The organism is Streptomyces sp. NPDC030183 (assembly GCF_055573455.1).
Genome location: NZ_JBVIBK010000004.1, coordinates 77,839 through 98,551, shown reverse-complemented (window position 1 = coordinate 98,551; position 20,713 = coordinate 77,839). Strand labels below are relative to the sequence as shown.

The 20,713-nt window shown below is 71.5% G+C and carries 23 protein-coding genes; 8 read left to right on the top strand and 15 right to left on the bottom strand.

The annotated features are described in order from the left end of the window. Positions 1-201: 201 nt before the first annotated feature. Positions 202-873: a potassium channel family protein gene (locus tag ACZ4Z2_RS06625; protein WP_055520747.1), complete on the top strand. Its 672-nt coding sequence runs from the start codon at positions 202-204 to the stop codon at positions 871-873. Next, positions 873-1,550: a potassium channel family protein gene (locus ACZ4Z2_RS06620; RefSeq protein WP_468073044.1), complete on the top strand. Its 678-nt coding sequence runs from the start codon at positions 873-875 to the stop codon at positions 1,548-1,550. The genes ACZ4Z2_RS06625 and ACZ4Z2_RS06620 overlap by 1 nt, the downstream gene beginning before the upstream one ends. A gap of 59 nt (positions 1,551-1,609) precedes the next feature. On the opposite strand, the gene ACZ4Z2_RS06615 is transcribed toward ACZ4Z2_RS06620, so the two are convergent. The 5 genes from ACZ4Z2_RS06615 to ACZ4Z2_RS06595 form a co-directional block, all read right to left on the bottom strand. Further along, complete coding sequence (locus ACZ4Z2_RS06615) at positions 1,610-2,377, bottom strand: DUF3159 domain-containing protein (protein ID WP_468073042.1); 768 nt, start codon at positions 2,375-2,377, stop codon at positions 1,610-1,612. 3 nt (positions 2,378-2,380) lie between these two features. Further along, positions 2,381-2,779: an OB-fold nucleic acid binding domain-containing protein gene (locus ACZ4Z2_RS06610; protein WP_079054818.1), complete on the bottom strand. Its 399-nt coding sequence runs from the start codon at positions 2,777-2,779 to the stop codon at positions 2,381-2,383. A gap of 171 nt (positions 2,780-2,950) precedes the next feature. Further along, on the bottom strand, positions 2,951-3,721 hold the full coding sequence (locus ACZ4Z2_RS06605; protein ID WP_468073040.1) for a DUF3710 domain-containing protein: 771 nt from the start codon (positions 3,719-3,721) through the stop codon (positions 2,951-2,953). A gap of 1 nt (position 3,722) precedes the next feature. Beyond that, the gene (gene dut, locus ACZ4Z2_RS06600) at positions 3,723-4,244 is read right to left on the bottom strand and encodes a dUTP diphosphatase (RefSeq protein ID WP_468073038.1); all 522 of its coding nucleotides are present in this window, start codon (positions 4,242-4,244) and stop codon (positions 3,723-3,725) included. After that, the gene (locus tag ACZ4Z2_RS06595; RefSeq protein ID WP_468073036.1) at positions 4,241-4,825 is read right to left on the bottom strand and encodes a PaaI family thioesterase; all 585 of its coding nucleotides are present in this window, start codon (positions 4,823-4,825) and stop codon (positions 4,241-4,243) included. The genes dut and ACZ4Z2_RS06595 overlap by 4 nt, the downstream gene beginning before the upstream one ends. Before the next feature lie 113 nt (positions 4,826-4,938). Between ACZ4Z2_RS06595 and ACZ4Z2_RS06590 the strand changes: the two genes are divergently transcribed. Further along, a complete protein-coding gene (locus ACZ4Z2_RS06590; RefSeq protein WP_468073034.1) occupies positions 4,939-5,400 on the top strand; it encodes a DUF3093 domain-containing protein in 462 nt (153 codons plus the stop codon). 148 nt (positions 5,401-5,548) lie between these two features. On the opposite strand, the gene ACZ4Z2_RS06585 is transcribed toward ACZ4Z2_RS06590, so the two are convergent. The 4 genes from ACZ4Z2_RS06585 to ACZ4Z2_RS06570 all read right to left on the bottom strand — a co-directional run bounded on the left by ACZ4Z2_RS06585 (position 5,549) and on the right by ACZ4Z2_RS06570 (position 9,142). After that, entirely contained in the window at positions 5,549-6,499 is a 951-nt protein-coding gene (locus ACZ4Z2_RS06585; RefSeq protein ID WP_468073032.1) for a hypothetical protein, read from the bottom strand. Positions 6,500-6,512: 13 nt separating this feature from the next. Then, positions 6,513-6,809 (bottom strand): DUF4193 domain-containing protein, encoded by a 297-nt coding sequence (locus ACZ4Z2_RS06580; protein ID WP_003997302.1) that lies wholly within the window; start codon positions 6,807-6,809, stop codon positions 6,513-6,515. Between the two features lie 413 nt (positions 6,810-7,222). Then, positions 7,223-8,482, bottom strand: a complete 1,260-nt coding sequence (locus ACZ4Z2_RS06575; protein ID WP_468073030.1) for a sensor histidine kinase — start codon at positions 8,480-8,482, stop codon at positions 7,223-7,225. Between the two features lie 6 nt (positions 8,483-8,488). Continuing rightward, complete coding sequence (locus ACZ4Z2_RS06570) at positions 8,489-9,142, bottom strand: response regulator transcription factor (protein ID WP_009340866.1); 654 nt, start codon at positions 9,140-9,142, stop codon at positions 8,489-8,491. 404 nt (positions 9,143-9,546) lie between these two features. Between ACZ4Z2_RS06570 and ACZ4Z2_RS06565 the strand changes: the two genes are divergently transcribed. Beyond that, positions 9,547-9,720, top strand: a complete 174-nt coding sequence (locus ACZ4Z2_RS06565) for a hypothetical protein (RefSeq protein WP_167738856.1) — start codon at positions 9,547-9,549, stop codon at positions 9,718-9,720. A gap of 99 nt (positions 9,721-9,819) precedes the next feature. Here ACZ4Z2_RS06565 and ACZ4Z2_RS06560 read toward each other — a convergent pair whose 3' ends face one another. Further along, complete coding sequence (locus ACZ4Z2_RS06560; protein WP_468073027.1) at positions 9,820-10,638, bottom strand: inositol monophosphatase family protein; 819 nt, start codon at positions 10,636-10,638, stop codon at positions 9,820-9,822. Between the two features lie 8 nt (positions 10,639-10,646). Then, positions 10,647-11,774, bottom strand: coding sequence for a ferrochelatase (locus tag ACZ4Z2_RS06555; protein ID WP_468073025.1), 1,128 nt, complete (start codon positions 11,772-11,774; stop codon positions 10,647-10,649). A 161-nt stretch (positions 11,775-11,935) separates the two neighbouring features. Between ACZ4Z2_RS06555 and ACZ4Z2_RS06550 the strand changes: the two genes are divergently transcribed. The 3 genes from ACZ4Z2_RS06550 (at position 11,936) to sepH (ending at position 15,878) form a co-directional block, all read left to right on the top strand. After that, entirely contained in the window at positions 11,936-13,177 is a 1,242-nt protein-coding gene (locus ACZ4Z2_RS06550; RefSeq protein ID WP_468073023.1) for an MFS transporter, read from the top strand. Then, on the top strand, positions 13,137-14,456 hold the full coding sequence (locus ACZ4Z2_RS06545; RefSeq protein ID WP_468073021.1) for a D-arabinono-1,4-lactone oxidase: 1,320 nt from the start codon (positions 13,137-13,139) through the stop codon (positions 14,454-14,456). Before ACZ4Z2_RS06550 ends, ACZ4Z2_RS06545 begins: the two co-directional genes overlap by 41 nt. 402 nt (positions 14,457-14,858) lie before the next feature. Next, entirely contained in the window at positions 14,859-15,878 is a 1,020-nt protein-coding gene (sepH, locus tag ACZ4Z2_RS06540) for a septation protein SepH (RefSeq protein ID WP_468073019.1), read from the top strand. Positions 15,879-16,056: 178 nt separating this feature from the next. Here the strand turns inward: sepH and ACZ4Z2_RS06535 are convergent, their stop codons facing one another. Continuing rightward, positions 16,057-16,884 (bottom strand): sulfurtransferase, encoded by an 828-nt coding sequence (locus ACZ4Z2_RS06535; protein WP_468073017.1) that lies wholly within the window; start codon positions 16,882-16,884, stop codon positions 16,057-16,059. A gap of 326 nt (positions 16,885-17,210) precedes the next feature. On the opposite strand from ACZ4Z2_RS06535, the gene ACZ4Z2_RS06530 reads away from it, so the two are divergent. Next, a complete protein-coding gene (locus ACZ4Z2_RS06530) occupies positions 17,211-18,011 on the top strand; it encodes a VOC family protein (RefSeq protein WP_468073015.1) in 801 nt (266 codons plus the stop codon). A 52-nt stretch (positions 18,012-18,063) separates the two neighbouring features. Here ACZ4Z2_RS06530 and ACZ4Z2_RS06525 read toward each other — a convergent pair whose 3' ends face one another. From ACZ4Z2_RS06525 to ACZ4Z2_RS06515, 3 genes are all read right to left on the bottom strand, one after another. Continuing rightward, positions 18,064-18,711: a thymidine kinase gene (locus tag ACZ4Z2_RS06525; protein WP_468073013.1), complete on the bottom strand. Its 648-nt coding sequence runs from the start codon at positions 18,709-18,711 to the stop codon at positions 18,064-18,066. A 110-nt stretch (positions 18,712-18,821) separates the two neighbouring features. Then, complete coding sequence (locus ACZ4Z2_RS06520) at positions 18,822-20,009, bottom strand: alkaline phosphatase family protein (RefSeq protein WP_468073011.1); 1,188 nt, start codon at positions 20,007-20,009, stop codon at positions 18,822-18,824. Continuing rightward, on the bottom strand, positions 20,009-20,596 hold the full coding sequence (locus ACZ4Z2_RS06515) for a DUF5998 family protein (protein ID WP_468073009.1): 588 nt from the start codon (positions 20,594-20,596) through the stop codon (positions 20,009-20,011). Before ACZ4Z2_RS06515 ends, ACZ4Z2_RS06520 begins: the two co-directional genes overlap by 1 nt. Positions 20,597-20,713 lie beyond the last annotated feature (117 nt).

The window sequence follows — 20,713 nt, the reverse complement described above, 5'->3', positions numbered from 1 at the left end:
GGCGCGCTGGCGTCACTCGTCGGCCTCGGTGTCCTGACGATGATCAGCGTCCGCCGGATCAGCCGCCGGCGCTCGCCCACCTGACGGGTGCTGCACAGGGGTGCCCTTGGCCGACCGCGCGTGTGTAGCTTGGGCCACGGTCTGAGACCCTGTTTTTGCCGTTTCGGCTGAACACCAGCTATTGACACCGGAAGGACGGTCGTGCACATCGTCATCATGGGCTGCGGGCGAGTGGGGTCGACCCTCGCCCAGACCCTGGAGCAACAGGGGCACACGGTCGCCGTGATCGACCAGGACCCCACGGCCTTCCGTCGTCTGGGCTCGGGATTCGGTGGCCGCCGTGTCACCGGCGTCGGCTTCGACCGCGACACCCTGCGTGAGGCGGGCATCGAGGAGGCGGGCGCGTTCGCCGCCGTCTCCAGCGGCGACAACTCCAACATCATCGCCGCCCGCGTCGCCCGCGAGATGTTCGGCATCGAGAACGTGGCGGCGAGGATCTACGACCCCCGCCGTGCCGAGGTCTACCAGCGTCTGGGCATCCCCACGGTCGCCACCGTCCGCTGGACGGCCGACCAGATGCTCCGCCGGCTGCTGCCCGCCGGGTCCGAACCGCTGTGGCGCGACCCCACCGGGGGCGTCCAGCTCGCCGAGGTGCACGCCTCCTCGGCCTGGGTGGGCCACAAGATCAGCAAGATGCAGGAGGAGACGGGCGTCCGCGTCGCGTTCCTCACCCGCCTGGGCGAGGCCATCCTGCCCACCTCGCAGACGGTGCTGCAGGAGGGCGACCTGGTGCACGTGATGATGCGTACGGACGACGTGGAGAAGGTCGAGGCGTCCTTCGCCGAGGGTCCCGACGAGGAGGGCGGTCACTGATGAGGGTCGCCATTGCCGGAGCCGGGGCGGTGGGCCGCTCGATCGCGGGCGAACTGCTGGAGAACGGCCACGAGATCCTGCTCATCGACAAGGCGCCGACCGCGATCTCGGTCGAGCGCGTCCCCATGGCGGAGTGGCTGCTGGCCGACGCCTGCGAGATCACCTCGCTGGACGAGGCCGCGCTGCAGCGCTGCAACGTGGTGATCGCCGCGACGGGCGACGACAAGGTCAACCTGGTCGTCTCGTTGCTGGCGAAGACGGAGTACGGCGTCCCGCGCGTCGTCGCCCGTGTGAACAACCCCAAGAACGAGTGGCTGTTCAACGAGTCCTGGGGTGTGGACGTCGCCGTGTCGACGCCCCGTCTGATGTCGGCCCTGGTGGAGGAGGCGGTGAGCGTCGGCGACCTGGTGCGCCTGCTCCGCTTCAGCCACGGTGACGCCAACCTGGTCGAGCTGACCCTGCCGCCGGAGTCGGCGCTGGCCGGCACGCAGGTGGGCGACGTCGAGTGGCCGGAGGACACGTCCCTGGTCACGATCATCCGCGGCACCCGGGTCCTCACCCCGACCCAGGAGGACTCCCTCGAGGCCGGCGACGAGCTGCTCTTCGTCGCCGCTCAGGCCCGCGAGGAGCAGTTGGAGGATCTGCTGTCGGTGCGCCGCGAGGACGCGACGAGCTGACCCGGTCGGACACGGCGAAGGGGCGCCCGGAGGTCTCCGGGCGCCCCTTCGCGCGTGGTTCAGTCGCCCGTGTGGGCCGCCCGCTCGGCGGCCTTGCGCTCCTTCTCGGCCTGCTCGGCCGCCTCCATCTCCGCGAACACATCGATCGGCGCCGGTGCCTTGGCCAGGAAGACCCAGGTCAGCCAGACGGCCAGCAGGAACGGCGGGATCTTCAGCGCGACGAGCACCCAGCCGAGCTGCTCGGTGTCGGCCCACCAGTACAGCGGGAAGAGGATGGCGCACTTGCCGAGCAGGATCGCGCCCCAGGCGTAGCTCGCCTTCGCGTACGCCTTCTTGCGGCCGGGGTTGCGGGTCCGCCAGGAGAGGTTCTCCTTGAACACCGGTCCGAGCATCAGCCCCATCAGCGGCACGCCCGCGAGCGTGGTGATGATGTACGTCAGGCCCATGCCGAGCGTGTAGAGCATGCCCGGCAGATAGAAGTCCTTCGCGTTGCCGGTCATCATCGCGAAGACCACGCCGAAGGCGACGCCGAAGACACCGCTGAAGGCGTGCTTGACGGTGTCCTTCCTGACCAGCCGCACCACGACCAGCAGCAGGGAGACACCGAGGGCCGCGAGGGCCGACGAGTGCAGGTCCTTGTTGATCGTGTAGATGGCGACGAAGAGGAGGCCGGGCAGCACGGTCTCGACCATGCCGCGCACCCCGCCGAACGCCTCGAACAGCGCGGCCTCGGTCACCGCCCTGGAGTCCTGGGGGTCGTCCTGGACACCGGTCGTGTCCTGGGCGCCGCGGGCGGCGTCCTCCGTCGGCTTGTCGAGCGACGTCACCGGCTACTCCCGTCCGAGCGGTCTGAGTTCGTACTTCGGGTTGAAGAGCACCCTACGGCCCCGGCTCATCGAGATCCGCCCGGATGCGATCAGTTTGCGCCCCGGCTCTATCCCGACGATGGAGCGCCTGCCGAGCCACACCACGTCCAGGGCGGCCGAACCGTCGAACAGTTCCGCCTCCAGGGCCGGCACACCGGCCCGCGGGCGCAGCGTGACCGTGCGCAAGGTACCAGTAACCGTCACGATCTGTCGGTCGTGGCAGTCACAGATCCGCGTACAGCCCGCGGTGTCCGTGTCCTCCCGCAGCTCCTCGCTCTCCAGGTCCTCCTGGGACGAGGACAGCCGGTCGAGCATGCGCCGGAACCGGCCCGCCGGCTTCTCTGAACGAGGAACAGCACTCATGGCAAAAAGCCTACCGGGGAGCGCCGACAGACTCGCACCCCCGTACGAGCCGCCGCTGACCCCGCCAGGCCCGCGCACCCCGGGTGCCGTTCCCGGCATGACGAGGGGCCGCACCCCAAAGACGAAGGGCCGCACCCCAAAGGGGTACGGCCCGTGCGTCTGTGCGGTGGGTCAGCGGACCTCGGTGATCTCCGGGCCCCGCTGGAGCTGGCCCATGCCGCCGGAGAAGCGGGAACCGCTCTGCTCCTCCTGCTGCACGCCTTCCGGCACCATCTGCGCGTCGTTCGGGAGCTTCAGGACGATCGGGTCGCGCGGGGCCATGGGGCCCTCACCGCGGACCACGACCGTGTCCCGGAAGATCTGCTCCAGCAGGCCGGCGGTCTGCGGCTCGACCGCGCCCCGGCCGGAGATCACACCGCGCAGGAACCAGCGCGGCCCGTCCACGCCCACGAAGCGGACGACCTGGAAGCCGCCCGTGCCGTCCGGCAGCTGCACGGGCACCTGGGCCCGCAGCTCCCAGCCCAGCGGCCCCTCGACCTCGTCGATGACACCGCCCTGCTGGGTGATGCCTGTGGCGATCTCCTCGCGGACCTCGCCCCAGATGCCCTCGCGCTTGGGGGCGGCGAAGGCCTGCAGCTGGACCGCGCTGTCGCGCAGGACGACGGTCGCCGCGACGATCGCGTCACCCGCGACCTCGACCCGCAGCTCCATGCCCTCGACACCGGGCACGAAGAGGCCGCCGAGGTCGACCCGGCCCTCGCCGGGGTTGGAGACCTCGGAGCTGTCCCAGGGCCCGTCGGGCCGCGGCTCCGGTTCCAGCCGCACGCGCTCCCGCTCGACCTGGTCCGTCTCAGTGCCGACTGCGTCGACGACCTGCTCGGCCTCGCTCGCCGCGTCCGCCGCGTCCTCAGCGGAGCCCTTCTTCTTGCGACGTCCGAACACGTCACTGTCCTTCCCGGTCGGATACGACCGAAGCGTATCGATTCCCACCCGTTGTGCCGCCCACGGCGGCATGACCGCCGGTGGACCCGAAGCCCCCCTCGGCCCGCGCCGAGTCGGGAAGCTCCGCCACCTCCTGGAAGCGCACCTTCTCGACCTGCTGGACGACCAGTTGGGCAATCCGGTCGAAGCGCTCGAACACCACGGACTCCCGCGGGTCGAGGTTCACCACAATGACCTTGATCTCCCCACGGTACCCGGCATCAACCGTCCCTGGGGCATTCACCAGGGCGACACCGCAGCGGGCGGCGAGGCCGGATCGAGGGTGCACGAAGGCCGCGTACCCCTCCGGGAGCGCGATGGACACTCCCGTGGGCAGGACGGCCCGTTCGCCCGGCTTCAGTTCACGGCTCTCCGTGGTGCGCAGATCGGCGCCCGCGTCACCGGGGTGCGCGTACTCCGGAAGCGGAACGTCCGGGTCGACGCGCCGGATCAGCACGTCCACCGGGGTACGGCCGCCGCTCATGGGTTCACCTCGAAGGCCCGGGCCCGCCGGACCTGGTCCGGGTCGTTCATGGCCGCCTGGATCTCCTCCTGGCGGCCGTTGTCGATGAAGTGGTCGACCTTCACCTCGATGAAGAGCGCGTCGGCGCGGACGGCGAGCGGGCCGTCGGGGCCGCCCACGCGTCCGGTGGCGGTCGCGTAGATCTTCCGCCCGGCCACCGCCGTCGCCTCCGCCTGGAGGTGCAGCACGGCGCCGACCGGCACGGGCCGTACGAAGTCGGTCTCCAGCCGCCCGGTCACCGCGATGGTGCGCAGCAGCCAGGTGAGCGAGCCGAGGGTCTCGTCGAGGGCGGTGGCCAGGACCCCGCCGTGCGCCAGGCCGGGCGCGCCCTGGTGGGCGGCCTTGACCGTGAACTCGGCGGTGAGGGAGACCCCCTCGCCGGCCCGGGCCGCCAGGTGCAGCCCGTGGGGCTGCTGGTCGCCGCAGCCGAAACACTGCCCGTAGTGCGCGCCCAGCAGCTCGCCCGGGGCGGGCGCCTCGGGGTGCCGGACGGGCGCCGTGGCGTCCGCCGGGGGCTGCAGGGCCGCGGAAGTACCTCTCACAGCCGCAGACCTTACCCGTCCGTCAGCCTCCGGCCATCGTCCCGGCGGACAGGGTTTCCCCTCGGGCGCCCCCATTTACCGGGGCCGGCGCTCCCCATGCCAAGCTTGGCGCCATGCAGCTCTCCGCCACGCCGTACGAAGAACGCCTCACCGCGCCCCGTTCGTGGTGGCTGGTGTGCTTCCTGGTCGGCGTCTCCATGGCCCTGATCCTGCTGCCCTTCGGCACCCTGCCGCTGCTCGGCGGTCTGGCGGGCGGCACCGCCGCCGCGGCGGTGGTGGCCAGCTCGTACGGCTCCGTCCGCATCCGCGTGGTGGGGGACTCCCTGATCGCCGGCGAGGCGAAGATCCCGGTGAGCGCCCTCGGTGAGCCGGAGATCCTCGACGCCGAGGAGGCGCGGGCCTGGCGTACGCACAAGGCCGACACCCGGGCGTTCATGCTGCTGCGGGCCTACATTCCGGGCGCCCTGCGCGTCCCCGTCACGGACCCGGCCGACCCCACGCCGTATCTGTACCTGTCGACCCGGCAGCCCCAGCGGCTGATCGCCGCCCTGGAGGCGGCCAAGGCCAAGGCGTAGCCAGGCGTGGCCACGGCGTCGGCTTCCCCGCCGCGCCGATTTCTCGCCTGATTCTTACGGTCGGCGGGAGTCGTACGGACCCACGGCGGGGTCGTGGAGTTGCTCCGGGAGTCGGTGGGTTCCCGCGTATCGACGGGCCGGACCCCGGTCAGTGCTCGTCGGGGTTCGGCGGCGGCTCGGCCACCGCCACGGGGTCTGCCGGCTTCTCCAGTGCCGGGAGGTCCGGCAGGGCCTCCCAGGGCACCTGGGTCCGCCGCAGGTCCTTGCGGACGCGCTCCGCGAGGTGTTTGGTGTCCCGGCGGTTCATGACCGCGCCCACAGCGGCCCCGACCAGGAACGGCATCAGGTTCGGCAGGTTCCGCACCATGCGCTTCATGATCTGCTGGCGCAGCTGCCGCTTCAGCTGTCCGCCGAGCGCCGCGTCGATCGTCGTGGGCCTGGTGACGTCGATCCCGCGCTCACCTGACCAGGAGTCGAGGTAGGCGGTGCTGCGCTGACGGAGGGTTCCGGGCGGTCGCGCCCCGTACACCTCGTGCAGTTCGGCGATGAGCTTCAGCTCGATCGCGGCGACGCCGGTGATCTCGGCGGCCAGCTCCGCGGGCATGGCGGGCGGTGTGGGCAGCATGGCGGCGGCCCCGACTCCGGCGCCCACGGTGGAGGACGCCTTGGCGGCGCCCGCCACGAGCTTGTCGGCCAGCTGTTCCGGCCCGAGACCGGGGAACTGGGCACGCAGGGTCGCGAGGTCCCGGACGGGGATCCTCGGGGCCATGTCGATGATCCGGTCGGTGAGGTACGCGAGCCCGGCCCGCGCGCGGTCACCGCTCCTGCGGGCCCCGACGCTCAGGCCCTGTCTGATGCCGGCCCGGACGGCCGCCGTGCGCTTTCTGGCGACCGGCGCCGGAGTGTCCACCGGTACGGGCAGGCGGCCCTGCTCATCCGTGGCGCCCCCCGACGCCGTGTCCGACGCACGTTCGAGCGAGGCCGCTCCGGGATCGGAGGAGCCCCGCTCGTCGTCACGCACGCCGTCAGAGCCGCTGTACGGCCCGTGGTCCGCCCCCTTGCGGAGGCGGCGCTTCCAGGGAGGGGTCGAGCCAGTCACGGCCGACCCTGCCTCAGTCGCAGTCGCGGCAGATCGGCTGACCGTTCTTCTCGCGGGCCAGCTGGCTGCGGTGGTGCACAAGGAAGCAGCTCATGCAGGTGAACTCGTCCTGCTGCTTCGGCAGGACGCGGACGGCCAGTTCCTCGTTCGACAGGTCGGCGCCCGGCAGCTCCAGGCCCTCCGCGGCCTCGAACTCGTCGACGTCCACCGAGGAGGTCGACTTGTCGTTCCGGCGCGCCTTGAGTTCTTCCAGGCTGTCCGAGTCGACGTCGTCGTCGGTCTTGCGTGGGGTGTCGTAATCCGTTGCCATGTCGCTCTCCCCCTCTGGGTGTCTGTGGTGTCTCCAGCGCACGTAACGCGTGAGAGGCCGGACTTGTGCCCGACCTGAGGCGGAGATTTTGCCTCACATCAAGGTCTGTTACTCAATCGACACCCAACCGGACCCCTCAAGAGTGATCGGCTTGGATGGCGAACGGGACCGTACACGGTCCTCGGGCTGCATTTCAAAGGCGCCTCAGCATGTACTTCCCGTGATCTCAACCCCCGAAAACCCGGATTTTCCCGGCGTTCCGACGGGCACATGATCACGCTCAGTAGATGGCTGGAAAATCGCCCATGTGATCGATCACACATTGGTCGTGCGCGACCGTTCTGATCAGAACCCATGGGCACCCCGGGAAATTCCGCGTGAAGCGAACATGTCCCGGAAGGCGGCACATCTTCTCAGACGGGCAGGGTCACACGCATCACCAGACCGCCCCCCTCACGTGGCTGGGCGGCGATGTGGCCGCCGTGCGCGCGGGCCACGGACCGGACGATCGACAGGCCGAGGCCCACGCCCTTGTCGCTTCCCGTGCGCTCCGTCCGCAGCCGCCGGAACGGCTCGAAGAGGTTGTCGATCTCGTACGCCGGCACCACGGGGCCGGTGTTCGTGACCACGAGGACCGCCTGCCCCTGCTGGAGCTCCGTCGTCACCTCGACCCAGCCGCCCGGTCCCGGCACGTTGTACCGGACGGCGTTCTGGACGAGGTTCAGCGCGATCCGCTCCAGCAGGACGCCGTTGCCCTGGACCACCGCCGGGGCCCGCTCGCCGCGGATCTCGACCTTCTTGGCCTCGGCCTCGCCGTGCACCTGGTCGATGGCCTGGGAGGCCACCTCGGCGAGGTCCACGGGCTTGCGCTCGACGATCTGGTTGTCGCTGCGGGCGAGCAGCAGCAGGCCCTCGACGAGTTGCTCGCTGCGCTCGTTGGTGGCCAGCAGGGTCTTGCCCAGCTGTTGCAGTTCGGGGGGCGCGTCGGGATCGGAGAGGTGCACCTCCAGCAGCGTGCGGTTGATCGCCAGGGGTGTTCTCAGCTCGTGCGAGGCGTTGCCGACGAAGCGCTGCTGGGCCGTGAAGGCCCGTTGGAGCCGCTCCAGCATGTCGTCGAAGGTGTCCGCCAGCTCCTTCAGCTCGTCGTCCGGACCGTCCAGCTCGATACGGCGGGAGAGGTCCGACCCGGCCACCGCGCGCGCGGTGCGTGTGATGCGGCCGAGCGGCGCGAGCACCCGGCCCGCCATCGCGTAGCCGAAGGCGAAGGCGATCACGGCCAGCCCGAGCAGGGCCAGCAGCGAGCGGCTGAGCAGGGCGTCCAGGGCGGCCCGGCGCTGGTCGTCGATGCAGTTGGCGATCGCCGCGTTGAAGTCGGTGAGCGGGACGTTGACCGAGGAGTCGGCGTCGACGGCGGGGCACTGCTCGCTGGAGACGCTGATGCGATCGCCGCCGACGATCTTGAACAGCGGCTGGTTGCCGGTGTTGATCGCCTGGGCGGCCAGCAGATAGATGATCGACAGCAGCAGGATGCCCGCGATCAGGAACATGCCGCCGTACAGCAGCGTGAGCCGTATGCGGATGGTCGGGCGCAGCCACGGGAACGGGGCCTGCGGCCGCTGGGGGTCCCAGGTCGGCTTGGGCGGAGCTGCGGGCGGTGCGGGGGTCGCGGCCATGGCGGATCAGATCCGGTATCCGGAGCCGGGCACCGTGACGATCACCGGTGGCTCGCCGAGCTTGCGCCGCAGCGTCATGACGGTGACCCGGACGACGTTGGTGAACGGGTCGGTGTTCTCGTCCCAGGCCTTCTCCAGGAGCTGCTCCGCGGAGACGACGGCGCCCTCGCTGCGCATCAGCACCTCCAGGACCGCGAACTCCTTGGGCGCGAGCTGGACCTCCTTGCCGTCGCGGAAGACCTCGCGGCGGTTGGGGTCGAGTTTGATGCCGGCGCGCTCCAGGACCGGCGGCAGGGGCACACTGGTCCGCCGGCCGAGGGCCCGCACGCGCGCGATCAGCTCACTGAAGGCGAACGGCTTGGGCAGATAGTCGTCGGCGCCGATCTCCAGGCCCTCGACGCGGTCGCTGACGTCGCCGGACGCGGTGAGCATCAGCACGCGCGTGGGCAGGCCCAGCTCGACGAGCTTGCGGCAGACGTCGTCGCCGTGCACGAGGGGGAGGTCGCGGTCGAGGACGACCACGTCGTAGTCGTTGACGCCGATGCGCTCCAGGGCGGCCGCACCGTCGTACACGACGTCGACGGCCATGGCCTCCCGGCGCAGTCCGGTGGCCACCGCATCGGCGAGCAGCTGCTCGTCCTCGACGACGAGTACGCGCACGTCGCTTGTCCTTCCTGTGTCCCCCCGCGTAGCACGCCGAAGGCGCACACGGGCAGGGTGTTCGTGGGTGTGTGACCTCCATCCTGCCTTTTTCGGCCGTAAGTCGGCGGTAAGGCGATCTCCTGCCCGGAGGCGACCGGGAATGCGGGATTTTTTCGCGGGGTTGAGGTTTCCGTCGAAGACGGCGAGGGGAGGACAGGCTTTACACCCCGCGATCACGCTCTGCTTGTGCCGCACCACCATGCGGTACGCGGCGATCCGCTTTCCGCAGAGCGGGCGTGGGTGTCCGGCACCGACGCCGCCCGGCACGGGTGGCGCTGGGCATCCACAAGAAGCGTGATCGTCCCTTCCGAACCGGCACACCCCCGTGCCATCGACCCACGACCAGGACGAGGGGGCGCAGCATGGACGCATTCACCGCAGGACTTCTGCAGCGCATAAGGGCGACCGAGTCCGACCTGACCAGGGCTCGTGACGAGGGCGACGACTTCCTCGTCGAAGTGGAGCAGGCCGAGCTCGACGACCTGCACCGCCTCGCCGCCGACCACGGTGTGGAGGTCGGCGCGTTCAGCGTCTGATCCGGAGCCACGCGCACGGACAGCGGGACCCCAGGCAGCCGGCCTGGGGTCCCGCTGTTTCGCGTGCGCGCCGCTTTCTTGCGTGCGCCGCCGCCCCGCTCAGTCGTGCCAGGCGCCGAGTTCCTCCAGGCGGGCCTGGAGGGCCTCGAAGAGACCGGGCGGGGCGGCGACGGTCAGGTCGGGTGAGAGGGGCTGTGCGGGGCGGCCACCGGTCAGGGCGCCCGCCTCCCGGGCGATGAGGTCGCCCGCCGCGTAGTCCCAGGCGTTCAGTCCGCGCTCGTAGTACGCGTCCAGGCGGCCCACGGCGACGTCGCACAGGTCGATCGCGGCCGAGCCGCCGCGGCGGATGTCGCGGACCTGGGGGATCAGCTCGCGCAGTACGTCGGCCTGCCGGGCGCGGCGCTCGGCGCGGTAGCCGAAGCCCGTGCCGACCAGGGCCAGCTCCAGGTCGGGGGCGGGCCGTACACGCGCGCGGCGGTCGTTCACGTACGCGCCCTGCCCGAGGACCGCGCGGTAGGTCTCGCCGCGCACGGGCGCGTGGACCACGCCGACTACCGTCTCGCCGTCCACGCGGGCCGCGATGGACACGGCCCAGCTCGGCATGCCGTACAGGTAGTTGACGGTGCCGTCGATCGGGTCGATCACCCACTGGACGCCGCTGGTGCCCTCGACGCAGGCCCCCTCCTCGCCGAGCACGCCGTCGTGCGGCCTGCGCTCGGCCAGCAGGCCGGTGATCAGCTTCTCGGAGGCGATGTCCATCTCGGTGACGACGTCGACCGCGCTGGACTTGGTGGCGGCCACCCCGAGGTCCTCGGGCCGGCCGTCCCGCAGGAAGGCCCCCGCGCGGTGGGCCGCCTCCAGGGCGATCTCCAGCAGTTCGGCCCCGAGGCCGTCCGGGTGGTTGGGCTGGTCGGTCACGGTGCTCCTCACGCGTACGGGCTGTCGGCGCCCGCGGCGGCGGGCTTCGGGGCGCGGGCCGGGCAGCAGCCGGCCGGGCAGAGGTGGTGGCTCGCGGCGAGTGCCCCGAGGGCGCAGGGCGTGACGTCCTGGCCCCGCTCGACGGCGGCCCGTTCCAGGACGAGGTCGCGGATCGCGGCGGCGAACCGCGGGTCGGCGCCCACGGTCGCCGAGCGGCGCACCGGCAGGCCCAGCTCCTCGCCCTTGGCCATGGCCTCGGTGTCGAGGTCGTACAGGACCTCCATGTGGTCGGAGACGAACCCGATGGGCGCCATCACGACGGCCGGGGCGCCGGACCCGCTCAGCTCCTCCAGGTGGTCGCAGATGTCGGGCTCCAGCCACGGGATGTGCGGGGCGCCGGAACGGGACTGGTAGACCAGCTTCCAGGGGTGCTCCACGCCGGTCCGCTCGCGCACGGCCTCCACGATGAGCCGGGAGACGTCCAGGTGCTCCTCCACGTACGCGCCGCCCTCGCCGTGTCCCTCGACCGGGCCGGAGGTGTCCGCCGACGCGTTCGGGATGGAGTGGGTGCAGAAGGCGAGGTGCGCGCCGTCGCGTACGTCCTCGGGGAGGTCGGCGAGGGACTCGACGACCCCGTCGATCATGGGTTCCAGGAAGCCGGGGTGGTTGAAGTAGTGCCGGATCTTGTCGACCTTCGGCAGCTCCAGGCCCTCGGCCTCCAGGGCGGCGAGCGAGTCGGCGAGGTTCTCGCGGTACTGGCGGCAGCCCGAGTAGGAGGCGTACGCGCTGGTGGCGAGGACCAGGATGCGGCGGCGGCCGTCGGCGACCATCTCGCGCAGGGTGTCGGTGAGGTAGGGCGCCCAGTTGCGGTTGCCCCAGTAGAGCGGCAGGTCCAGTCCGTGCTCGGCGAAGTCCTTGCGGAGGGCGTCGAGGAGGGCGCGGTTCTGGTCGTTGATCGGGCTGACCCCGCCGAACCGGAAGTAGTGCTCGCCGACTTCCTCGAGACGTTCCTTGGGGATGCCGCGCCCCCGTGTCACGTTCTCCAGGAACGGGATCACGTCGTCCGGGCCCTCCGGGCCGCCGAACGAGAGCAGGAGCAGGGCGTCGTAGGGGCTGGCGTCGTGCGCGTGTGGCATGACTCGATCCTGCCACCCGCCACTGACGGCCGGGATCCCGGCTCGTTTTCGGAGGTGACTGGGGTGTGCCCGACCCGTAAGCTGTATCGACACACTTCACGCCTTACAGCACCGGCCAGGGAACGGCTTCCTCCGCTTCCCGCACCTTTCGGAGACCCGCCGTGCCCAGCCCGTACACCGCTCTGTTCGCCGCGCCCGGCACCAAGGGCTTCACCGCCGCGGGCCTGATCGGCCGTATGCCCCTGTCGATGATGGGCATCGGCGTGGTCACGATGATCTCGCAGCTCACAGGGCGGTACGGCCTCGCCGGTGCCCTGTCGGCGACCATCGCGCTGTCCGCCGCCGTGCTCGGTCCGCAGATCTCCCGCCTGGTGGACCAGTACGGGCAGCGGCGGGTGCTGCGCCCGGCCACGCTGGTCGCGCTGACCGCGGCCGCGGGGCTGCTGTTCGCGGCGCACTTCCGGTGGCCGGACTGGGTGCTGTACGTGTGCTCGGCGGGCATCGGCTGCGTGCCGAGCCTCGGCGCGATGACCCGGGCGCGCTGGGCGGCCCTGTACCGGGGCACTCCGCGGCTGCACACCGCCTACTCGTTCGAGTCCGTGGTGGACGAGGTCTGCTTCATCTTCGGCCCGATCATCTCCATCGGCCTGTCGACGGCGTGGTTCCCGGAGGCCGGGCCGCTGCTCGCCGCCTGCTTCCTCGCGGTCGGCGTGTTCTGGCTGACCGCCCAGCGGGCCACCGAACCGGTCCCGCATCCGGGCGAGCAGCGGGGGCGCGGCCGTTCCGCGCTGCGCTCGCCGGGACTGCAGGTGCTGGTGGCCACGTTCGTGGCGACCGGGGCGATCTTCGGGGCGGTCGACGTGGTCACCGTGGCCTTCGCCGAGGAGCAGGGGCACAAGGCCGCCGCGAGCCTCGTCCTGGCCGTCTACGCGGCCGGATCCTGCCTCGCCGGCATCGTGTTCGGGCTGCTGCGGTTCTCCGGGGCGGCCGAGCTTCGCTGGCTGCTGGGCGTCTGCGGCATGGCCGTGAGTATGATCCCCCTCCTACTGGTCGGAAACTTGCCGTTTCTGGCCGTGGCGCTCTTCGTCGCGGGACTGTCCATCGCACCCACGATGATCACGACGATGTCCCTGATCGAAGAGCACGTACCACGCGCGCAACTGACCGAGGGCATGACCTGGGTGAGCACCGGACTCGCGGTCGGCGTCGCGCTCGGCTCCTCCGTGTCCGGCTGGGTGATCGACGCAGCCGGGGCCGACGCCGGGTACGGGGTTCCGGCGGTGTCCGGTGCCGTCGCGGTCGCGGTCGGTTTCCTCGGGTACCGCCGGCTGCGCAGGCCGGCACCGGAGCGGGGAGGGCCCCATGAGCACCACAGTGATCGGCAAGAGCGGCACGTGGCGTAACTGGGCGGGGAACGTGACCGCCCGGCCGGTACGGGAGGTCACCCCTGCCACCGTGGAGGAGCTCGCCGCGGAGGTGCGCCGGGCCGCCGAGGACGACCTCCGGGTGAAGGCCGTCGGCACCGGGCACTCCTTCACGGCCGCCGCCGCGACCGACGGCGTAGTGATCCGGCCTCAACTGTTGACCGGCATACGCAAGATGGACCGCGACGCCATGACCGTCACCGTGGGCGCCGGCACCCCGCTCAAGAGACTCAATGTGGCGCTCGCGCGCGAGGGACTGTCGCTCACGAACATGGGCGACATCATGGAGCAGACGGTCTCCGGCGCCACCAGCACCGGAACTCACGGCACGGGGCGTGAGTCGGCCTCGATCGCCGCCCAGATCAGAGGACTTGAGCTGGTCACCGCGGACGGCTCGATCCTCACCTGCTCCCCCACCGAGAACGCGGACGTCTTCGCCGCCGCCCGCGTCGGCATCGGCGCCCTCGGCATCGTCACCGCGATCACCTTCGCCGTCGAGCCGATCTTCCTGCTCACGGCCCGCGAGGAGCCGATGCCGTTCGAGAAGGTGCTGGCCGAGTTCGACGAACTGCACGCCGAGAACGAGCACTTCGAGTTCTACTGGTTCCCGCACACCGGCAACACCAACACCAAGCGCAACAACCGCAGCGCCGGCCCGGAGAAGCCCGTCCCCCAGCTGAACAGCTGGTTCGAGGACGAGTTCCTCTCCAACGGGGTCTTCCAGGTGGCCAACCTGGTGGGCCAGGCGGTGCCGGCCACCATCCCGACGATCGCCCGGATCTCCAGCCGCGCCCTGTCCGCGCGGACGTACACCGACATCCCCTACAAGGTCTTCACCTCTCCGCGCCGCGTGCGGTTCGTGGAGATGGAATACGCCGTTCCGCGTGAGGCCGTGGTGGACACCCTGCGTGAACTCAAGGCGATGATCGACCGCTCCCACCTGCGCGTCAGCTTCCCCGTCGAGGTCCGCACCGCCCCGGCCGACGACATCACCCTCTCCACCGCCTCCGGCCGCGACAGCGCCTACATCGCCGTCCACATGTTCCGGGGCACGCCCTACCAGGCGTACTTCACGGCCGCCGAGCGGATCTTCACGGCGCACGAGGGTCGTCCGCACTGGGGCAAGGTGCACACACGGGACACGGACTACTTCGCCAAGGTCTACCCCCGCTTCGGCGAGTTCACCGCGCTGCGCGACCGGCTCGACCCCGAACGGCGTTTCCAGAACGACTACTTGCGTCGCGTCCTGGGGGCGTAGCCGGACGACCCGCCCGGTGATCATGTGACGACCTCCCCCTACCCGGCGTGACGAAAGGGCCCGCTCCAGCGGCCGATTGCCATCTCTCGGCAGAAGTCGCGCGGCGTGCCGATCCACGCAAGTGGCCCGAATGGAGTACTGTTGCGAGCCCTGGGTCCGGACTCCCGCCAGGGTGTCCGGGGCCTTCGAGGACCGCCGGGAGGGGGATCGTTGCACAGGGTGATGAGGTTCGTCACTTAGCGTTGCGAATAGGTAACCGTGCCATAACGGCGGCCTCGGGCCCACGCCCGACACGCCGGGCAACTCGGCAAGGTTGTGGCAGGCTGCACCCGGGCAGGCCACACTCGACTAGCGGAAGCAGCGACGCACGTGACGTCGGCAGGCACCACCCGGGAGGTCCCCATGCCCGAACTGCGTGTCGTGGCCGTCTCCAATGACGGCACACGGCTGGTGCTGAAGGCTGCCGATTCCACGGAGTACACGCTTCCGATCGACGAGCGCCTGCGTGCCGCCGTACGCGGCGACCGTCCCCGTCTCGGTCAGATCGAGATCGAGGTCGAGAGCCATCTCCGCCCCCGTGACATCCAGGCGCGTATACGCGCGGGTGCCACGGCCGAGGAGGTCGCGCAGCTCGCCGGCATCCCTGTCGACCGGGTCCGCCGGTTCGAGGGTCCCGTCCTGGCCGAGCGCGCCTTCATGGCCGAGCGGGCACGCAAGACCCCGGTCCGCCGCCCGGGCGAGAACGCCGCGGGACCGCAGCTCGGCGAGGCCGTCCAGGAACGGCTGTTGATCCGCGGCGCCGAGAAGGACACCGTCCAGTGGGACTCGTGGCGCCGCGACGACGGCACCTGGGAGGTCCTGCTGGTGTACCGGGTCGCGGGCGAACCGCACTCGGCGAGCTGGACGTACGACCCGCCCCGGCGGCTGGTCCAGGCCGTCGACGACGAGGCGCGCTCCCTGATCGGCGAGTCCGACGATCTGGGGGCGCCCGAACCCAGCTTCCCGTTCGTGCCGAGGATCGCCCGGCTGCCCCGCGACCGTCAGGCGGAACGTCCCGTCCTGCCGGCCGTGACACCCGAGTCGGACGAGGAGGGCGTGAGCGAGCGGGACTCGCTCACGAGCATCCTGGAGGCCGTCCCCAGCTACCGGGGCGACTTGGTGGTGCCCGAACTGCCCGCCGCAGAACCGCAGGAGGAGTCCGTCGAGGAGGTGGACGAGGAGTCCGCTGCCCCGGCGGCCTCGGCCGGTTCCGCCTACGCGGACGTCCTCATGCCGCCGCGGTCGGTCAACGGCCACCGTGACCGGCTCATCGGCGCCACCGACCGGCAGGCCGAGGCGGACGGCGTACGGCCGGGTCGTCGCGCGGCGGTGCCCAGCTGGGACGAGATCGTGTTCGGCACGCGCCGCAAGAAACAGGAGTAGCGGGAACAGCTCGGTGGGGGGTCGGCGGCTACGAGCAGGAACGGTCGTGCAAGCCGATCCGTTTCCGTTTTCCTCTGCCTCCGGGGTTCTTCCTCCGTGGGTGGGGGTCGGTCTTTCATACGTGCGAGGGGCCCGTGTCGTTCAGACACGGGCCCCTCGGCGTGCTGTCAGCGGTGGATCACTGGGGGTCCGGCCCGGTGGCGACGGGGCGGCTGCCGTCCCGGGACCACTCCGACCACGAGCCGACGTACAGGGCGGCCGGGATGCCCGCCACGGCCAGGGCGAGCACCTGGTGGGCGCCGGAGACTCCGGAGCCGCAGTAGACGCCGACCTCCGTGTCGCCGGTCGCGCCGAGTGCCTTGAAACGGTCGGCGAGTTCGGCAGCCGAACGGAAGTGGCCGGACGCGTCCACGTTCTCGGTGGTGGGTGCGGACACGGCGCCCGGGATGTGGCCGCCGACCGGGTCGATGGGCTCCACGTCGCCGCGGTAGCGCTCGGCGGCCCGCGCGTCGAGGAGCAGACCCCGGCGGGCCAGCGCGGCGGCGCCGTCCGCGTCGAGCAGCGGAAGGGCGCCCGGGGCGGGGGCGAAGGTTCCCGGCTCGGGGTCGGGGAGTTCGACGGTCAGAGGGCCCTCCCACGCCGCGAGACCGCCGTCGAGGACACGCACGGAGGGGTGGCCCGCCCAGCGGAGCAGCCACCACGCGCGCGCGGCGGCCCAGTTGAGACCGCCGTCGTAGACGACGACCGCGCGGTCGGCGGACACCCCGGCCGCCCGCATCGCCGCGCCGAAGGTCTCCGGGTTCGGCAGCGGATGACGGCCGCCCGCGCCCGCCGGGCCGGCGAGTTCGGAGTCCAGGTCGACGAAGACGGCGCCCGGGAGGTGCGCCTTGTCGTACTCGGGCCGCAGGTTCGGGCCGCCCAGCTGCCAGCGGACGTCCAGCAGGACCGGCGGGCGGGGTCCGGCCAGCTCTTCCACGAGCTCGGATGCGGTGATGATGGCGTTCATGGCCCCATCCTCGCGCACGGGGTGGCCCCTTCGCCCGGGTCCGGCTACTCTGCCCGCCGGACGGTTCCGGTCACCGCACGTACGGGATCGGACACATGCCGTGCGAGGGGCGATCGCCACGCGTCAGCCCCGCGGAGAGCGGCGCCTCACCCTCGACCGCGCCTCGTTCGCGTACGTACGTGCGCCAGGGCGCGGCGGTGCGGCGCGGGCGCGCGGCAGCACCGGTGGTGCGAGCATCGGCACGGGGCGTGATCGCGGGTGGACGCGGTACACGTGTACGGAGGGGCGGACGGACGCGGCCGCGAGGGGCCGAGAAGAGAGTGACGATGACCGACGCACGGGAGTCGACCGGCCCGAACGACGGGGTGTACCCCCAGGGCACGCCCTGCTGGGTGAGCCTGATGGTGCACGGAATGGCCGCGACCCAGGAGTTCTACGCGGCACTGTTCGGCTGGGAGTTCCAGCCCGGTCCGCAGCAGCTCGGCCCGTATGTGCGGGCCCTGCTCGACGGGCGCGAGGTGGCGGGGATCGGGCAGCTGCCGCCGGACCGGCACCTGCCGATCGCGTGGACGCCGTACTTCGCCTCGGACGACGTGGATCTGACGGCCGCGACCGTGCGGCACTGCGGTGGGACCGTCGGGGTCGGGCCGCTGGACGCCGGGGAGGCGGGCCGCCTCGCGATCGCCTCCGACCCCACGGGCGCCGTCTTCGGTATCTGGCAGGCGGCGCGGCACCTCGGTACGGACCTCACCGGTGTGGCGGGCACCCCCGCCTGGGACGAGCTCCTCACGTACGACACCGAGAGCGTCGCCAAGTTCTACGAGGTGGCCTTCGGCTACGAGGAGAGACCCCTGGCCTCCCCCGACCCCGACACCGACCACGTCACCCTCCACATCGGCGGCCGCCCCGTCGCCGGCATCCACGGCGTCGGCACCGCCCTCCCCCGTGACCGGGGCCCGCACTGGCTGACGTACTTCGAGGCCGCCGACACCGACGAGGCGACCCGGCTGGTCCTCGACCTCGGGGGCCATGTCCTCACCTCGCCCCATGACACCGCCCAGGGCCGGGCGGCCACCGTGACGGACCCGGAGGGCGCCGTGTTCGCGCTGGTCCACATGGAGCGCTGAGGGCGGGCATCCTGGAGCGCCGAGGACCGGCCCCGCCCCGGGAGGCGGCGGTTCAGGCCGTCTCGACCGGGAGGACGTCCGGGGCGAGGGCTCCCGCGTGGGCCGTCGCGGCGGTCATACGACGGCGGTGGTGACGGCGGCAGAGCACCTCGTAGCCGATGTCGTCGGGCTGGTTGACGTCTCCGACGACGACCTGGGCGCCCTCGACGACCATGTGGCCGCGTATCGTGCGGGCGTTGTGGGTGGCGCGGGCGCCGCACCAGCAGAGGGCCTCGACCTGGAGGACCTCGACGCGGTCGGCCAGCTCGACCAGGCGCTGGGAGCCGGGGAAGAGCTTGGAGCGGAAGTCGGTGGTGATGCCGAAGGCGTACACGTCGAGGCCCAGGTCGTCCACGACGCGGGCGAGTTGGTCGATCTGCTCGGGGGCGAGGAACTGGGCCTCGTCGGCGATGACGTAGTCCGCGCGGCGCCCCTGGGAGAGGTGGTCGACGAGGTACGCGTAGAGGTCCTGGCCGTCCTCGACCTCGACGGCGTCGGTGACCAGGCCGAGGCGGGAGGAGAGCTTGCCCTGGCCCGCCCGGTCGTCCCGGGTGAAGATCATGCCCTGGAGACCCCGTGCCGAGCGGTTGTGCTCTATCTGGAGGGCCAGCGTCGACTTCCCGCAGTCCATGGTTCCGGAGAAGAACACCAGCTCGGACATGGTGAGATGAGCACCTTTCGGCAAGGACGGCGGCGGAGCGGTCGGGGTGCGGCACGGTGGCGCGGCGGGGTGGGGCCGCACGGTGGTGCCGCGGGGCGGGCGGCGGGACGTCAGGAGCGTACTTCGAGGAGCGGGACCAGTTGTTCCGCCGGGGTCATCGAACCGTGGTTGCCGACCATCGCCGACTCCTTGGGCTCCCGCTCGGAGGCGATGATCAGGACGTCGTCGCGGGCGGCCGCCACCACGTCACCGATCCGGCCGTACACCCTTTCGTCCACCGTCGGCCCGAACCAGCCCGCTTCGATCGCCTCGTCCCGCGAGGCGACCCAGAACTGCTCGCCGAGCACCTCGCGCCAGCAGGTCAGGACGTCCGCCTCGGCGCCCCGCACCGCGTACACATGGCGGGCGCGGCCCTCACCGCCCAGCAGGGCGACGCCGGCGCGCAGTTCCCAGTCCTCGTCGAAGTCGATGCGGTGCTGCTCGTCGAAGGGGATGTCGATCATGCCGTGGTCGGCGGTGACGTAGAGGGCGCTGCGCGGGGGGAGTTGCTCCGCCAGTCGCTGGACGAGCCGGTCGACGTGCATGAGCTGGCCGCGCCAGGTGTCCGAGTCGAGGCCGAAGCGGTGCCCAGCGCCGTCGACCTCGGAGTAGTACGTGTAGACCAGCGCACGGTCACCGGCGGCCAGTTGGGCGGCGGCCAGGTCCATGCGGTCCTCGCCGGACAGGCGGCCGTGGAAGGTGCCGCCGCTCAGCGCGACCTTGGTCAGGGGCGTGTGCTCGAAGGCGGGGGACGAGACCTGCGCGGTGTGCACACCGGCCTCGTGGGCGAGCTGGAAGACCGTCGGGTACGGCTGCCACACGTGCGGTGCCGTCCAGGGCTGCCAGCGGAGCTGGTTCATCAGCTCCTGGGTCTCGGGGTCGCGGACCGTGTAGCCGGGGAGCCCGTGCGCGCCCGGCGGCAGTCCGGTGCCCACGGAGGCCAGCGAGGTCGCCGTGGTGGCCGGGTAGCCGGCGGTGATGGGGCGGCCGGTGCCGCCGCGCGAGGACGCCAGCAGGGAGGTCATGAACGGCGCCTCGTCGGGGTGCGCCCGCAGCTGCTCCCATCCGAGCCCGTCGATCAGGAAGACACAGGCGCGGTCGGTCGGCGCCAGTTCCCGTATCGCGGCGGTCGTACCGGGGACGTCCATGCCCGCCGCGAGGGTGGGCAGGAGGTCGGCGAGCGAGCCGGCGCCGTATTCGGGGACGGGCGCGGAGCCGACGGCGAGGGGTTCCGGGTGGTCCCAGGTGGGCAGTGCCATCAGCGGGCGAGGTCCGCGGTCGCCTCGGAGAGGGACTGCGCGAAGGCGAGGGCCTGGCGTACGGTCTCCGGGCCGTCCCCGGCCTCGCTGACGCGCAGGCTGAGGTCGTCCGCCGTCGAGTTGCCCGTGTAGCCGTGGTCGGCCTCGCAGTTGGGGTCGCCGCAGGCGGCGGGCTCCAGGTCGATACGGGAGACGGCGCCCCAGCCGATGGTCAGGACGACCTCGCGCGGCAGGGTGCCCGGCGTGTAGGACTCGGGATTGGCGACGACCCGGCTGACCACGACCGACGAGATCCGGCCGAGCTTCACCGACTCGGTGGACGTCGTGGCGTAGGGCGTCGGCGACGTGCTGTCGGCGGCCTGCTCGTCGGTGTGGCTGACGATGAAGCGGTTGGCGGTGAGGACGAGCACCGTCACATGGCGGCGCACCTCGTTCGCGTCGAATGTCGTCTCCTGGTGGACCAGGTACGACTTGATGGCCTCGCCGCCGACGGCGGCCTCCACCGCCTCGGCCACGAGAGCCGGGTAGTAGCCGCTGCGCTCGATCGCCGCACGCAGCCCCTGGGTCGTCGTACTGGTCTTGGCCATGACGTCCATCCTAGTCCGTGGGCAAGGGCGGTCCGGTTCAGTCAAGGGCATCCGGGGGCGTTCGAACAGCAGGCCGTCACGTCGGCGCTTTCCGCGACGTGGAAGGCTCCCGATTAC

What these genes read in the sequence shown, in the direction of transcription:
- ACZ4Z2_RS06620 (WP_468073044.1), top strand. Translation starts at nt 873, where the DNA reads ATGAGGGTCGCCATTGCCGGAGCCGGGGCGGTGGGCCGCTCGATCGCG.
- ACZ4Z2_RS06610 (WP_079054818.1), bottom strand. Translation starts at nt 2,779, where the DNA reads ATGAGTGCTGTTCCTCGTTCAGAGAAGCCGGCGGGCCGGTTCCGGCGC.
- dut (WP_468073038.1), bottom strand. Translation starts at nt 4,244, where the DNA reads ATGAGCGGCGGCCGTACCCCGGTGGACGTGCTGATCCGGCGCGTCGAC.
- ACZ4Z2_RS06590 (WP_468073034.1), top strand. Translation starts at nt 4,939, where the DNA reads ATGCAGCTCTCCGCCACGCCGTACGAAGAACGCCTCACCGCGCCCCGT.
- ACZ4Z2_RS06580 (WP_003997302.1), bottom strand. Translation starts at nt 6,809, where the DNA reads ATGGCAACGGATTACGACACCCCACGCAAGACCGACGACGACGTCGAC.
- ACZ4Z2_RS06575 (WP_468073030.1), bottom strand. Translation starts at nt 8,482, where the DNA reads ATGGCCGCGACCCCCGCACCGCCCGCAGCTCCGCCCAAGCCGACCTGG.
- ACZ4Z2_RS06565 (WP_167738856.1), top strand. Translation starts at nt 9,547, where the DNA reads ATGGACGCATTCACCGCAGGACTTCTGCAGCGCATAAGGGCGACCGAG.
- ACZ4Z2_RS06555 (WP_468073025.1), bottom strand. Translation starts at nt 11,774, where the DNA reads ATGCCACACGCGCACGACGCCAGCCCCTACGACGCCCTGCTCCTGCTC.
- ACZ4Z2_RS06545 (WP_468073021.1), top strand. Translation starts at nt 13,137, where the DNA reads ATGAGCACCACAGTGATCGGCAAGAGCGGCACGTGGCGTAACTGGGCG.
- sepH (WP_468073019.1), top strand. Translation starts at nt 14,859, where the DNA reads ATGCCCGAACTGCGTGTCGTGGCCGTCTCCAATGACGGCACACGGCTG.
- ACZ4Z2_RS06535 (WP_468073017.1), bottom strand. Translation starts at nt 16,884, where the DNA reads ATGAACGCCATCATCACCGCATCCGAGCTCGTGGAAGAGCTGGCCGGA.
- ACZ4Z2_RS06530 (WP_468073015.1), top strand. Translation starts at nt 17,211, where the DNA reads ATGACCGACGCACGGGAGTCGACCGGCCCGAACGACGGGGTGTACCCC.
- ACZ4Z2_RS06525 (WP_468073013.1), bottom strand. Translation starts at nt 18,711, where the DNA reads ATGTCCGAGCTGGTGTTCTTCTCCGGAACCATGGACTGCGGGAAGTCG.
- ACZ4Z2_RS06520 (WP_468073011.1), bottom strand. Translation starts at nt 20,009, where the DNA reads ATGGCACTGCCCACCTGGGACCACCCGGAACCCCTCGCCGTCGGCTCC.
- ACZ4Z2_RS06515 (WP_468073009.1), bottom strand. Translation starts at nt 20,596, where the DNA reads ATGGCCAAGACCAGTACGACGACCCAGGGGCTGCGTGCGGCGATCGAG.